The 12825-nt window shown below is 61.3% G+C and carries 10 protein-coding genes; 1 reads left to right on the forward strand and 9 read right to left on the reverse strand.

Annotation, left to right across the window (positions count from 1 at the left end):
* Positions 1-93: 93 nt before the first annotated feature.
* Positions 94-471 carry a hypothetical protein gene (locus ACKJSM_RS18410; RefSeq protein WP_410238504.1) on the forward strand — a complete coding sequence of 126 codons (378 nt, stop codon included), beginning with the start codon at positions 94-96 and terminating at the stop codon, positions 469-471.
* An 81-nt stretch (positions 472-552) separates the two neighbouring features.
* Here ACKJSM_RS18410 and ACKJSM_RS18415 read toward each other — a convergent pair whose 3' ends face one another.
* The 9 genes from ACKJSM_RS18415 to algK all read right to left on the reverse strand — a co-directional run bounded on the left by ACKJSM_RS18415 (position 553) and on the right by algK (position 12818).
* Positions 553-2004 carry a mannose-1-phosphate guanylyltransferase/mannose-6-phosphate isomerase gene (locus tag ACKJSM_RS18415; RefSeq protein WP_011332549.1) on the reverse strand — a complete coding sequence of 484 codons (1452 nt, stop codon included), beginning with the start codon at positions 2002-2004 and terminating at the stop codon, positions 553-555.
* 105 nt (positions 2005-2109) lie between these two features.
* The gene (locus ACKJSM_RS18420; RefSeq protein ID WP_236178217.1) at positions 2110-2766 is read right to left on the reverse strand and encodes an alginate O-acetyltransferase AlgF; all 657 of its coding nucleotides are present in this window, start codon (positions 2764-2766) and stop codon (positions 2110-2112) included.
* A gap of 15 nt (positions 2767-2781) precedes the next feature.
* Complete coding sequence (locus ACKJSM_RS18425; protein ID WP_410238505.1) at positions 2782-3954, reverse strand: alginate O-acetyltransferase; 1173 nt, start codon at positions 3952-3954, stop codon at positions 2782-2784.
* A gap of 10 nt (positions 3955-3964) precedes the next feature.
* Positions 3965-5530, reverse strand: coding sequence for an MBOAT family O-acyltransferase (locus ACKJSM_RS18430; RefSeq protein WP_064593528.1), 1566 nt, complete (start codon positions 5528-5530; stop codon positions 3965-3967).
* Between the two features lie 204 nt (positions 5531-5734).
* Positions 5735-6859 (reverse strand): mannuronate-specific alginate lyase, encoded by a 1125-nt coding sequence (locus tag ACKJSM_RS18435; protein WP_339485799.1) that lies wholly within the window; start codon positions 6857-6859, stop codon positions 5735-5737.
* 8 nt (positions 6860-6867) lie between these two features.
* Positions 6868-8319: an alginate O-acetyltransferase gene (locus ACKJSM_RS18440; RefSeq protein WP_236178220.1), complete on the reverse strand. Its 1452-nt coding sequence runs from the start codon at positions 8317-8319 to the stop codon at positions 6868-6870.
* A 10-nt stretch (positions 8320-8329) separates the two neighbouring features.
* On the reverse strand, positions 8330-9901 hold the full coding sequence (gene algG / locus ACKJSM_RS18445; RefSeq protein ID WP_410238506.1) for a mannuronan 5-epimerase AlgG: 1572 nt from the start codon (positions 9899-9901) through the stop codon (positions 8330-8332).
* A gap of 26 nt (positions 9902-9927) precedes the next feature.
* Positions 9928-11415, reverse strand: coding sequence for an alginate export family protein (locus tag ACKJSM_RS18450; protein ID WP_339485796.1), 1488 nt, complete (start codon positions 11413-11415; stop codon positions 9928-9930).
* Positions 11412-12818: an alginate biosynthesis TPR repeat lipoprotein AlgK gene (gene algK, locus ACKJSM_RS18455; RefSeq protein ID WP_410238507.1), complete on the reverse strand. Its 1407-nt coding sequence runs from the start codon at positions 12816-12818 to the stop codon at positions 11412-11414. The genes ACKJSM_RS18450 and algK overlap by 4 nt, the downstream gene beginning before the upstream one ends.
* Positions 12819-12825: the final 7 nt, after the last annotated feature.

The raw sequence follows: 12825 nt of genomic DNA on the forward strand, positions 1-12825 counted from the left end.
GTTGAAATACAAAACGCCCGATGCGATGCATCGGGCGTTGGGGTGAAACAGGTGTAAACCTATTTCAGGACTAGACAATCCATAAACGGAGAAGTGAACGAGCGCAGATTTCTAGCGGGCATGACGCATTTTGCAGAGTATGACCTTGAGGACGACAATGCACTCAGGAGCGCCTTAGGTGACAGCTACGACAGCCTGGAGTTTTTTGCTTCTCCGGATGTACTAGATCCGAAGCACTCATCCGACTTGAGCGCAGTTCCGATGATCAGAGGCCGATTGAAAGAGTTGAAGGCATTGCTGATAGGCAATTCGGGAATCAGTCCGGTGCAGGTGGGAAGAATGAATGCACGGACAATGTTGGACAGTCTCGACAAGTCATTCCACGGAACGCTTGAAATCAAAATTCCCGGATCGGTAAAAGTCAGTACCTGGCATAAAAAAGTACAGGCCGGGGCTTCCCGGGCTGCATGAGCGTCAGCAAAAAGCCCCCGCCCAACCCGCTGCGGATAGGGGACGCAGCGGGTTGCACGGGGGCTTCTTGTTACGAAACGCTTACTGCGCGATGGTTTTCACCGAGACGCCGCGTTCGATCGGGGTGGAGCGACCGTAGATATCTTCGAAGCGCTCGATATCGTCTTCGCCCAGGTACGAGCCCGACTGCACTTCGATGATCTCCAGCGGAATCTTGCCCGGGTTGCGCAGGCGATGGACCGAGGCGATCGGGATGTAGGTCGACTGGTTTTCAGTGAGCAGAAACACGTTCTCGTCGCAGGTCACTTCGGCGGTGCCGCTGACCACGATCCAGTGCTCGGCGCGGTGGTGGTGCATCTGCAGCGACAGGCACGCGCCCGGCTTGACCGAGATGTGCTTGACCTGGAAGCGCCCGCCCATGTCCACCGAGTCGTAGGAGCCCCACGGACGGTAGACCTCGCAGTGGTTCTGGGTTTCGCTGCGGCCCTGAGCGTTGAGGGTGTTGACCATCTGCTTGACGCCTTGGACCTTGTCCTTGTGGGCGATCATCATGGCGTCCTTGGTTTCGACCACGACGATGTTTTCCAGGCCGATCACCGACACCAGTTTGCCGTTGCCGTGGATCATGCAGTTCTTGCTGTCCTGGATCACCACGTCGCCCTTGCTGACGTTGCCGTTGGCGTCCTTCTCGTTGACCTCCCACAGTGACGACCAGCAACCGACATCGCTCCAGCCGGCGGTCAGCGGCACCACGCAGGCGCGCTGGGTCTTTTCCATCACGGAGTAGTCGATGGAGTTATCCGGGCAGCAGGCGAAGGTGGCTTCGTCCAGGGTGACGGTGTCGGCATCCTGCTGGCTGCGCTCGAGGGTCAGCAGGCAGGTGTCGTAGATGTCCGGATCATGCTTTTTCAGCTCTTCGAGGAAACGGCTGGCGCGGAACAGGAACATGCCGCTGTTCCAGTAGTAACCGCCGGACTCGACGTACTCGGTGGCGCGTTTGACGTCGGGTTTTTCCACGAAGTGCGAGACGCGGCTGACGCCTTCCGGCAGCAGCGAATCACCGGTGGACTTGATGTAGCCGTAACCGGTTTCCGGTTTGGTGGCCGGCACGCCGAACAGCACCATCTCGCCGTTTTCAGCAGCGACGGTGGCCAGGGCCAGCGCACGTTGCAGGGCTTTCTGGTCTTCGAGAACGTGGTCGGCCGGGAGCACCAGCATCAGTTCGTCGCGACCCTCATTGACCAGCATCATCGCGGTCAGGGCCACGGCCGGCGCGGTGTTGCGACCGAAGGGTTCCATCAGGATCCGCTGGCATTCCAGATTGCGGCTGGCCAACTGCTCGTTGACGATGAAGCGGTGATCCTTGTTGCAGACCACGATCGGGGTGTCCATGCCTTCGAACACCAGGCGCTCGAGGGTTTGCTGGAACAATGTGTGTTCGCCGGTCAGGGCGAGGAATTGCTTGGGAAACTGCTTGCGCGAAAGCGGCCAAAGACGTGAGCCGCTACCACCTGACAAGATCACCGGAATCATATTGTTTACTCCATAAAATCGATTGGTTAGAGGCACGAACGCTGTGTCGTTTCACTCTTGTTGTTATTCCGTACCGGGCAGCGACGGCTGCCCGGTTTCATGTGCTTAGCGGGTCGACACCGGGCGTTTCACCCAGACTGGCGACAGGTTGCTGCCATTGCCGGTGACGTACAGCACGGCTGCCTCACCACGCTCCAGGGCCACCGGTTTCACGTCGCCGACTTTCTTGTCGCCTTCGTACAGGGCCAGGCTGACTTTCACCGGGTTGATTTCACGCTCGCCACGGCCCTTGGCGGCCACGTTCGGCACCACGTCGGTCTTGCCGTCGGCGGTCTTCAGGGTCAGCGACTTGTCGCTGAGGTTCTGCACGCGCACCAGGGATTTCTGCTTGTTCTTGAACGGCGGTTCTTCGATCAGTTGCGGCGCGCCGGAAGCGTTGTTGACCAGGGTGTAGTAGTGATCGCCGGCGAGTTTCACCGGCAGGGTCTGGCTGCCGACCTTGGCGCTGTAGTCGCCGCCCGGCATGAAGCTGAAGTCGCTGCTGGCCAGCGGCGCGACGTCGCTCAGATGGGTGCTGCCGACGGTGGCGCTGACTTCAGCGTTACTGGCGTTGTAGACGCGCACGAAGGTCGAGCCTTTCGGTGCGGTCGGGCCGTACAGCGCAGCGTCGCCACCGGCGAACGCCTGGACCGACAGCACGCTCAGACCCGCAACCAGAGCAATGCGTTTGGCGAGACGACGAGGAGTTGTAGTGAAAGTCATGGTGTTACCTCTCTTTCAGTTTTGCGCCCGATCGGGCGTCTCGGATTTAGTGTTGATGGCTACGTTTTGTTGGCGAGCACCGGCTTGTTTGAGCTCTGCGACCCACTGTGGGTCGGCGTCGCCGATTTCGTTGTTCACAGGCAGATATCGTTCAGGAAACTCCCAGATCAGCACCTGTGGCGGGCTGTTCTTGAAGTCATCGCTTTTCAGGTAGCTGAGCATCGGCAGGATCGGGCCGTGGCCATCTTCGGCGTAATTGACCACGTCGCTGTGCAGCGCTTGCTTGAGCGCCCCGACGAAGTTCCAGTTCGGGTTGGCGCTGTAGCTGGTGCCGATCAGGGCCACCGGCACTTCGCTGTTGGCGAACAGGGCGTCGTCCCCGGCAGGCTGCTCGACGGCTACGGTGTTGCGCTTTTGCAGCGGTTCCTTGGCCGGCATCAGGTTTTCGAACAGCGGATCCAGCGGCAGGAACAGACGCAGGTCGCCCTTGTGCGTGACTTTCTCCGCCGGTGTGGTGACGAAGTTTTGCGGCTCGCCGCTGAGCGGGAACTTGTCGGCGATGGTCCTGGCCAGGGTGTTGGCGGCGATTTCCGCGCCTTCAGGCGTCCAGTGGGTGTCGGTGCGCAGGAACACTTGCTGACCGTTCTGCTTGGCCTTTTGCAGCGGGCCGAGCAGGTCGGGGGCGAGGATCTTGTCCGCCGCGACACGGGCGTGGAAGTCCTGATAGAGGTTGGCGTGGATGCTCGCCGGTTTCACTTCACCCAGGTGTTCCGGGTACAGGCGGGCCTTGGCCGGTACGATCGCCATCACCAGTTTCACGCCTTTCTCTTTCAGGGTCTGGCGCACGCCTTCGACCAGCGCGTAGTTGCCTTGCAGGTTCAGCTCTTCGTTGACGATCGGGTTGAATTCCTCATCGCTATACAGCCACTGATCGCGACCGAGCACCACGCCCGGACGACCTTCGTTGAACAGTTTAAAATCCAGCGCGGCCCAGAGGTTGGTGCCCAGACGCTTGATCGGGAATTCATCGTCGTAGTGGGTTTCCACGGCTTTGGTCCAGCGGCCGTTGAGCACCGTCGCATCGGCGTTGGTGCTGAAGCCGAAGAAGCTGCGCACCGACCACAGACCGAGCACCAGCAGGGTCACCAGAAACAGTGCGATGTAGAAGATGCGTAATGAGCGGGTCATGTCAGATCCCTCAGAACTGGAAGTAAAGGAACGGCGAGAAGCTTTGCGCCGAGAGTTTGAGAATCGAGGCGATGAACAGCAGCAGGATCAGCCCGCGCATTACGTAGCGCGACCAGTCCGCGGTCCAGTAGGCCGGTTGCACCTGGGCTTCGACGCCGACGGTGTAGCCAGGCTCGTGGATGCTCGCCGGGTTTTCGCCCGGGGCTGCCTTGATCATTCCCGGCGTCGCTGTGGCCGGGCCATTGGCCTCGACGTTGACCTCAGGTTTGGTCTTGGCTGGCGGCTGGTTGGTGTACAGATCACGCAGGCCGAAGAACGCCAGGGTCACGTAAGCCACCACCAGGGTCGCCACTTGCAGGCCGGTGAGGCTGGCCTGATTGAGTTCCGACAGCGACCAGTCGCCGAAGCTGAACATCGCGCCGTACATGCGGCCGGCAACGTGCAGGTTCTCGGCGCGGAAGATCACCCAGCCCATGACCACCAGCAGGAACGTCAGCGCCCAGCGGATCGGATTGAGGCTGCGCGGCGCGGTGTTGAGGCCGAGCATTTTTTCGATCGCCAGCCACATGCCGTGCCACGCACCCCAGACGATGTAGGTGATGTTCGCGCCGTGCCACAGACCACCGAGCAGCATGGTCAGAAACAGGTTGCGATAGGTCATCAGCGTGCCTTTGCGGTTGCCGCCAAGCGTGATGTACAGGTAGTCACGCAGCCAGGTCGACAGGCTGATGTGCCAGCGGCGCCAGAACTCGGTGATCGACTGGCTGATGTACGGCTGCTTGAAGTTTTCCATGAAGCGGAAACCCATCATCAGGCCCAGGCCGATGGCCATGTCGCTGTAACCGGAGAAGTCGAAATACAGCTGCGCGGTGTAGGCCAGCGCGCCGAGCCAGGCATCGCCGGTGGTCGGGTTTTGCAGGGCGAAGCAATGGTCGGCCACCACGGCGAGGGTGTCGGCGATGAAGACCTTCTTGATGAAACCCTGCATGAACCGCGTGCAGCCCTCGGAGAACTTGTCGAGGGTGTGGGTGCGGTTGTTGAACTGGTCGGCCAGGTCACGGAAGCGCAGCACCGGGCCGGCAATCAGGTGCGGGAAGATCGCCACGAACGCCGCGAAGTCGATCAGGTTGCGGGTGGCCGGGGTGTCGCCGCGATAGACGTCAATGATGTAGCTGATCGACTCGAAGATGTAGAACGAGATACCGATCGGCAGCAGTACGTGGGTCAGGATGAACGGCTCAAGTCCCATGGAGGTCATGATCGCGTTGATGCTGTCGACCCCGAAGTTGGCGTACTTGAAGTAGCCGAGGATGCACAGGTCCACCGCCACGCCGAGCAGCAGCCAGCGCTGGGCCGGTTTGGTGCGCACGCCGGCGGCGCCGACTTTCAGGCCGATCCAGTAGTTCCACAGGGTGACGCCGGCGAACAGCGCCAGGAAGTCCACCCGCCACCACGCGTAGAACACGTAGCTGGCGATCAGCAGCAGCAGGTTGCGATAGCGTTGCCCGCTCAGGTAGTACAAGCCGAGAAAGATCGGCAAGAACAGAAACAGGAACACGTTGGATGAAAATACCATCCCGATCTCTCCATGTTTGAACCAACAGTCAAGGGCCAAAGCCCCCCCAAACCCCCCACTGAAAACTGGAGAGCTACGATCGTTCCCACGTCGAACCGTCTGCGTGGGAATGCCTCTTGTGACGCTCTGCGTCACGCTTTGGGACGCGGAGCGTCCCGGGCTGCATTCCCACGCGGAGCGTGGGAACGATCAGCCGATCAGCGACTAACTGCCTTTGTTGCCCTTTTCATGGGACGGGTCGTAGACCTTGGTCAGGTCGCCGCCGAGGCGGAAAGTCTTGAACGGCTGCATGCCGTGCTTCTTCTCCAGCACATCCGGCGGGCAGGTGTAGAGGGTGCAGAACGGTTCGAGCCAGGCGAATTTCATGTCCTCTTTCAGGTCGGTCATGTCCTGCTCTTTGCCGTTCTTCTTCTCGAACTGATCCGGATCCTTCACCCCGGCCAGTACCCGGTCCCCCAGGCGTTTGAGCGCGCCATTGTTTTCCTGGCGCAGATCGACACCGTTGACCTGGGCGAAACTGGCGATCATCGCCAGCGGTGGCAGGGCGTAGTTGTGATAGGCGAGGGCGCGTTGCTGGCGCTTGAGTTCGTTCGGCAGGAAGCCGTCGGCATCGACTTGATTGGCGCCGACCTTGTATTCCTTGACCGCCCAATCGAACAGATCGCGGCGGTTGGTCGCAACCGACGTCGCCATCACCGACCACGCGGCCCAGTACGAGTGGTTGTTGGTTTTTTCCAGCGGCAGGTTGTCCCAGTCGCTGACCACCTGATCGGCCATCTTGCTGAACCAGGCTTCGATCACCTGCGCTTCCTGCTGATGCTGGGCCAGCGGATGGGAGTCGGAGAACTTCAGGCGAATGTACGAAGAGGCCATGCTGCCCAGCGCCCATTTGCGCATCGACTTACCGGTGTGGTTGAAGTCTTTCGACATCAATGCGTCGGCCTTGGCCCACGCCGTCAACCAGTTCAGCGTGCATTCCAGCTGTTCCGGGCGTCCGTCGCGCATGAACTGCATCACTCGCTTGGCGGTGCCGCGCTCCAGGGTGGTGATGTCTTTGGTGGTGTCGCGAAAAGCTTTTTCCGATTGCACGTTCAGCGTCGCGCGGGCCTTGTCCGAGCCTTCGTACTTGCTGCGAAATTGCAGCGGGCCGGTGTAGGGCGTCGGCATCGCATCACAGCCTTCGCTCTTGTCGCCGGTCTTGAATTTATCCACAGGTGCAAAGTAGCCCTGAGGAGGACGCAGCGGCGCGGCGGCCTGCGCAGTGCCGGCGAAGATCGCCAGCCCCAGCAGTGTCGGCGCCAGAAGAGTGTTCAGTTTCGGATTTCGCATAGCAGACCTCATTGCCCGACCTGAGCGGTTTGTTGCCCAGCGCCCGGGAATACGTTGCGTTTGCAGATTTTCGCTTCGACTTTCTGTGGCGCGGTGCCCGCTTCCGGGCCCTGGACTTCGACCGCCAGCAGGTTTTGCGAGGCCCAGTCTTCGTCCGTGCGCAGCTCAAAGGCGAAACGACCGTCGGTTTCGGAGGTTTCCGGTTTCTCGATCTTGATGTCCTCGTGGCGACCGTTCATGTACCAGAGGGTGGCTTGCAGGGTTTTCACCGAGGTGTCGGCGAAGCGGATGTCGACCTGATGGTTGCTGTTCTGCAGGTTCAGGTTCTTGCTGTTGACCAGCAGTTCTTGTTTGCCGCCCGGCTTGAGCGTGGTGCTGGCGGACATTTGCGCCTCTTTGCCTTCGCAGCCGTTGTCGAGCAGCGCCATCATCTGGCGATAGATGGTTTCCTGGTCGAGGCGGTACAGCGGCGAGAATTCCCAGATAAGGATTTTCGGCGGAGTCTTCTGGAATTCGTCGCTGCCCAGGTACTGCAGCATCGAACCTTCCAGACCGCCGCCGGGGAAGGCGACGTTGAGGATGTCGGCACCGATGGCTTCTTGGAGGAAGCCGGCGAAGTTGTAGTTCTTGCCGCTGTGCGAAGTGCCGACCAGGGTGATTTGCGGATTGCCGGAGTCACCGAACAGGTCGCCGTCACCGGCTTCGCCTTTCGGCTCGGTGGTGAATTGGTCCATGTACTGGATCGCGTAACTGGTGCCGCACAATTGCCCGGCCATGTTGTGCAGGGTGCCGGTCTTGCCCATGCGTCCGGAGCGTTTGGTTTCGAACTCACGCTTGGGAATGTCGGCGAAGGCCGGGATCTGCTTGACCTTCTCAGCGACGATTTTTGCCGTGCGCTGGGCGCCGTATGGGGTCCAGTGCTGGTCGCCGCGGAAGTAGAAGTCGTGGGCGGGCAGGGTCTCCGGCAGCGATTCGTTGGTCAGCGGCGACAGGTCCGGCACTACATAGCCCATCTTGGCGAAACGGCCGAGCATGGTTTTGTAGTTGCCCAGCGCTTTCTCGTAATCGAACGCGGCTTTTTCCGCCGGGTTGAGCTTGTTGCGGTTCACCAGGCCTCGGGTCGGCTGGTAGACGATCACCAGTTCGACGCCTTTGGCCTTGAACGCATCGTGCAGCTGTTGCAGGCGTTTGTAGCCGGACGGGGTGGTATTGAACTCGGTGCGCAGGTCTTCCTGGGTCCGGAACAGCCAGTCGCCCTGGGCCTGCACCAGGGTGGTGAAGTTCTGCTGATAACGCGTGGTGTAGTTCTTCGCGTCATGGGCGGCCGGGCACAGGTTGCAGCACGGTTCAGCGGTGAACGTTGGCGCTTTCACTTCGTCCGCGCGGGCGCCGTTGCTGGCCGCCAGGATGCCCACGGTCAGGGCCGACAGGCTGAGTAATTTGATCAAGTGTGGGTGCATAAAAGTATCCTCAGTCCTGCAATTCGGTCTGGCGTTCGACAGGGTCGATCAGCACGGCTTTCTGCTGGCGCACCAGCAGGTCGAGAATTTCATCCTGGCGTTCGCCGAGGATGCCGTTGAAGCTGATGCCGCTGGATTTGGTCGGCGCCAGCATCGACACGCGATACAGCTCGACACTCAAGGGCGAATCGATCGACAGCGGACCGCTGCCGTTGGCCGCCAGTTCACCGCCGACCACGATCAGCGAAACCTGGGCGTCGAACGGGTCGAGCTTGATGTCACGGTCGGTGTCGGTCAGGTCCTTGATGTGCCCGTAGACGCCGGTCAGGCCGTTGGCCATGGCGACGTTTTCGTAGAGGCGGATGTTCACGCTGTTACGAATGCGGATGCCGTGGCGCTTGTTGCTGATGACCTTGTTGCCCCACAGTAGGTTGTCGGCGGACTCGTAGAGGGTGATGCCGTCGGTGTGGTTCTTGTAGATCTCGTTGTAGGCGATCAGGTTGTTCACGCTGTTACGGTCGATCACCAGCCCCGAGAGGTGGTTGTCGTAGCTTTTGTTGTTGAAGATGAAGCTGTCGTTCACCTCACGGGAAATGATGATCCCGTGCTTCTTCTTCGTGCCGTACACCGTGTTCTCGGCAATGATCAGACCGTGGGAGCGGTCATGCGGGTCGATGCCGTAGACGATGTTGTCCTTGTAGGTGTTGCCCTTGACCACGAAGTCGCGGGTCTCGTAGCAGTAGAAGCCGTACCACATGTCCGAGAACTCGGAGCCGACGATCCAGCCGGTCGGCTCGGGACGCTTGAGCACCTTGGCCATGTTTGGCGTGTACTGGGAAATACTCACGCCGTAGGACTTACTGTTGGCGTAGCCGAAGCTGGCCATCTTGCTGTTGACGATGTAGGTCTCGGTGCCACCCCAGGCCAGCAGGAACGGACGGAATTCCTTCGGCGAACGGAAGGTCGCCGGGCCGTTTTCCTTCTCGCGCCAGCCGGTGACCTTGGTGTCACGCACGAACAACTGACCGTCGTTGACCAGGAACGAACCGGCCTCCTGGGACAGGCGCAACTCCTGGGTCTGGCCGTCGATTTCGAGGATGCCTTTACGGCCGACCACGATCGGCAACTTGGCCAAGTAGACACCCGGCGAGGTTTCGCTGAAGTACTGCTTGGGCAGTTTCTGCGCCAGCTCTTTCAGGTTCATGTAGCCGTCGTCGACGAAGATCGCCTGCGGGATACCGTGCTGACGCACCACCCATTCGGCCATCTTGTTGTCGCCGCCGATGAAGTCCTTCAGGGCGTCTTCCTGCATCATCCGGCGCACGCTGATCTTGCCCGGTTTGCTGCGCACGATTTTCGCGGCGGCGGCTTCGGCGGTGTAGCCGGAGAGGTCGGGCAATGTCGGCTTGGCCAGTTCCAGCGCTTCGGTCGGCGCGCTGCTGACGGTGTAGGTCTTGGCCTGTTGCAGCTCTTTGGCAGTGGTCACCGGCTTGGTGGGTTCCACACTGGCGAAGGCGCCGGCCGAGGCCAGCAGCATCGCGCCGGCCAGCAGGCAGAGTGAGCCTTTGCGGGCACTGTTCATGTCGGGCACTCCCTTGGCGGTCAGCATCAGAAGCGCCAGATCACGTCGATGAACGCGCGGTGCATGTACGAATCGACCTGGCTGCCATAGGCGTCACCCGGCTTGAACACACCGCCACGAAAACGCACCAGCGCCGACGGCTCGTCGATCGACTGGCTCAGCGCTGCCGGCAGCAAGCCTTGCTTGAAGTACTTGGTGACCACCAGATCCATTTCCTGGCCCAGATCCTTGTTGCCGTCCTGCAGTGGCAGCGAGGTGCTGGAAAGGATCGCGCCGGTGACGTCGTCGGTGTTGTTTTCCACGGCGTTGATGCCATTGCTGCCCACCGGCTTGTTGCCGTCCACGCGCCAGAACTTGTGGTAGATCAGGCTGGCGTCGTACTGGTCGTTGAGCATCCAGGAACCGAACAGAGTGGCGGTTTGCATGTTGTTCATTTCGCCACGGAAGGCCTCGCCGAAACGGTGTACGCGCGAACGTGTACCGGTGTAGTTCGAGCGGTTGCTTTCCAGGCCGTTCTGTTCGTAATCGGCGCTGGCACGGGCATACGCCGCACCGACCTGCCATTGCGGATCGAGGCGCAGGCGCACACCGATGTCGGTGGCCCAGCCGTCGACGTTGTCGCTGCGCTTGGCCTGGGCCGGGCGGGTGCCATCGGCGTTGAGGGCGTTGACCGTGTCGCGGTCGCCGCTCATGCCGGTGATGCTGCCCCAGTAGTTGACGGTGTTGGTGTTGCGCCAGTTGTAGGCGTCGCTGTCGGCGGTCAGGCCGAGCCAGCTGAGGTCGCCGTTCTGGGTTTTATCCAGCGAGTCGCGCGGTACGCCTGGTTCGGCGTAATCGAGTTTGCCGTCGTCGTGGGTGTGGTGACCACGAATCCCGACCCATTGCCCCGGCGTCCACTGGTAAGCGGCATCGGCATAGGCATGCAGGCGATCCTTGTCTTTCGGTGCCAGCTCTTTCAAGTCGGTGCGGTATTCGCTGAAGCGTTCGGCGACACCGGCGTTGGCGCGCAGCAGGGTGGTGTCGAAGGTCCAGTTCAGGGCTTCGATGTTGGTGTCGCGCCACTGGCCGTCGTCATTGCGCAGACGCTGGCGACCGAACTTGAGGATCTCGCCGGGGTAGGGCGTCAGGCCGCTGTAGCCGACCCAGAACTCGCGCATCGCCAGGTAGTTTTTCTTGGTCTTGCGGTCGCCGTTGTCGGTGGTCTGGGTGCCTTCGCTGTCGGACTGCTGCAGGGTGTCGGTCTCGATGATGTCGGTCGAGGTCACGGCCTGGCCCATGGCGTAGGCGCTCCACGCGCCGCTTTCGCCGTAGACCCACGGGCGCAGGTCGAGGCCGAGGCCGTTGACGTCGCCGCCGCTGGCGGTGCCGAGGTCGCGGTCGTCTTCGGATTGGCCGGTGATTTTCACTTCGAGGCCGAAGTTCTTCGATTCCGTCATCGCGGCCAGGGTCGGGCAAGACCAGATCAGCGCGAACGTGAGGCCAATACCGGCCTTCACAAAGGGATTCAATTTCATAGTTTTTCCTCGCCGTCTTCTTCTTGCAGGGCGTGCAGTTGCAGCGTGTTCTGGTTCAGGGCGCCACGGGCCGCCTGCTCCTGTTGCAGCAGGCGCCGGGCTTCGGCCAGACGCTCGGGCGGCAGTTGCGCGGCGAGGGTGGTCGCCAGCTCATCGGCTTGCGGGGTGTTTTGCGCCTTGGCCAACTGGCTGAACACGTAGGCGTTGACTGGGTCGGGCTTGGTGCCCTTGCCTTGGGAAAACAGCTGGGCGATGGCGAAGTCGGCGCTGTTCTGGCCGTTGCGCGCAGCGGTCAGCAGATGGTCGAGGGCCTTCTGCGGATAGACCTTGCCCAGGTAGCCACGGCGGTAGATCTGGCCGAGGTAGTAATCGGCGGCGACTTCACGGCCGAGGGCTTTCTGGAAATGTTCCTCGGCGACTTTGGCGTCGGCCGGGACCAGTTTGCCTTCGTAGTAGAGCTTGCCCAGCAACAGTTCGGCGCGCGGCTGGTCGGCGGCGCGGCCGTTGTCCAGGTACTTCATCATCTGGTCGACGTCGCCCAGTTCCGGGAAGTCGTAGAGCAGTTGCGCAAGGGTGACCCACGACGCCGGGTAGCCCGGAGCGATGGGCTCGAGCAGCGACTGCGCGGTTTTTTCGTCGGTCTTGCCCAGGGTCGAATCGGCCAGCACACGGGCCACCGAATCCATCCGTTGAGCGCTGACGGTGCCGCGGCTGTAACCGGCCTGCAGTTGTTTGATCAGCTCGGCCTGTTGCTCCGGCGCGCCACGTTTCTGATAGACCGTGGCCAGCTCGACGTAGCAGATGTCGGTGGTGTTGAGCGCGGCCTTGCAGATCTTTTCCACGTCATCCAGGTGCTGGTCGTAAGTGCCCTGGGTGCGATACAGCAACACTTGGGCCAGACCCGCTTCCGGGTAACCGGATTTGCGCCACTGATCGATCTGTTGCTGCGCGTTGATGTTCGGGAAGCTGTGCGGGTATTGCAGGTACAGCATCGCGAGCGGGATCAGCGTGTTGCCTTCGCCACTGGCGGCGGCCTTTTTCAGCAGGCTTTCGGCTTCCTGATGCTCGGCTTCGGTGGAGCCGGGCTTGGCCACCAGCAAACGGCCGAGTCGGGCCTGGGCACGCGGCGAAACACTGGCGGCGGCGCGGTAGGTGGCTTCGGCCTGTTTCATTTGTTCCGGGTCGCGGCTGTCGACCTGGATATCGGCAAGGCCCACCTGGGCTTCGCTGTAACCCAGGTCGGCCAGCGCACGGTAGTTCTGCGCGGCGGTCGCGGTGTCACCGCGCTTGAGCGCTTCGTTGGCCAGACGCTGGTCGGGCAGGCCGGCGCAACCGGCCAGGGCGATTGCCATGGCCAGCGTCAGCGGGACCGGCAGGATTCTGATAGGGCTCGTCACGGGCATGTCCTCG

It is taken from the genome of Pseudomonas sp. PHC1 (assembly GCF_046487845.1).
Lineage (GTDB): Bacteria > Pseudomonadota > Gammaproteobacteria > Pseudomonadales > Pseudomonadaceae > Aquipseudomonas > Aquipseudomonas sputi.

What these genes read in the sequence shown, in the direction of transcription:
- ACKJSM_RS18440 (WP_236178220.1), bottom strand. Translation starts at nt 8,319, where the DNA reads ATGCACCCACACTTGATCAAATTACTCAGCCTGTCGGCCCTGACCGTG.
- ACKJSM_RS18450 (WP_339485796.1), bottom strand. Translation starts at nt 11,415, where the DNA reads ATGAAATTGAATCCCTTTGTGAAGGCCGGTATTGGCCTCACGTTCGCG.
- ACKJSM_RS18430 (WP_064593528.1), bottom strand. Translation starts at nt 5,530, where the DNA reads ATGGTATTTTCATCCAACGTGTTCCTGTTTCTGTTCTTGCCGATCTTT.
- algG (WP_410238506.1), bottom strand. Translation starts at nt 9,901, where the DNA reads ATGAACAGTGCCCGCAAAGGCTCACTCTGCCTGCTGGCCGGCGCGATG.
- ACKJSM_RS18435 (WP_339485799.1), bottom strand. Translation starts at nt 6,859, where the DNA reads ATGCGAAATCCGAAACTGAACACTCTTCTGGCGCCGACACTGCTGGGG.
- ACKJSM_RS18415 (WP_011332549.1), bottom strand. Translation starts at nt 2,004, where the DNA reads ATGATTCCGGTGATCTTGTCAGGTGGTAGCGGCTCACGTCTTTGGCCG.
- ACKJSM_RS18425 (WP_410238505.1), bottom strand. Translation starts at nt 3,954, where the DNA reads ATGACCCGCTCATTACGCATCTTCTACATCGCACTGTTTCTGGTGACC.
- ACKJSM_RS18420 (WP_236178217.1), bottom strand. Translation starts at nt 2,766, where the DNA reads ATGACTTTCACTACAACTCCTCGTCGTCTCGCCAAACGCATTGCTCTG.
- algK (WP_410238507.1), bottom strand. Translation starts at nt 12,818, where the DNA reads ATGCCCGTGACGAGCCCTATCAGAATCCTGCCGGTCCCGCTGACGCTG.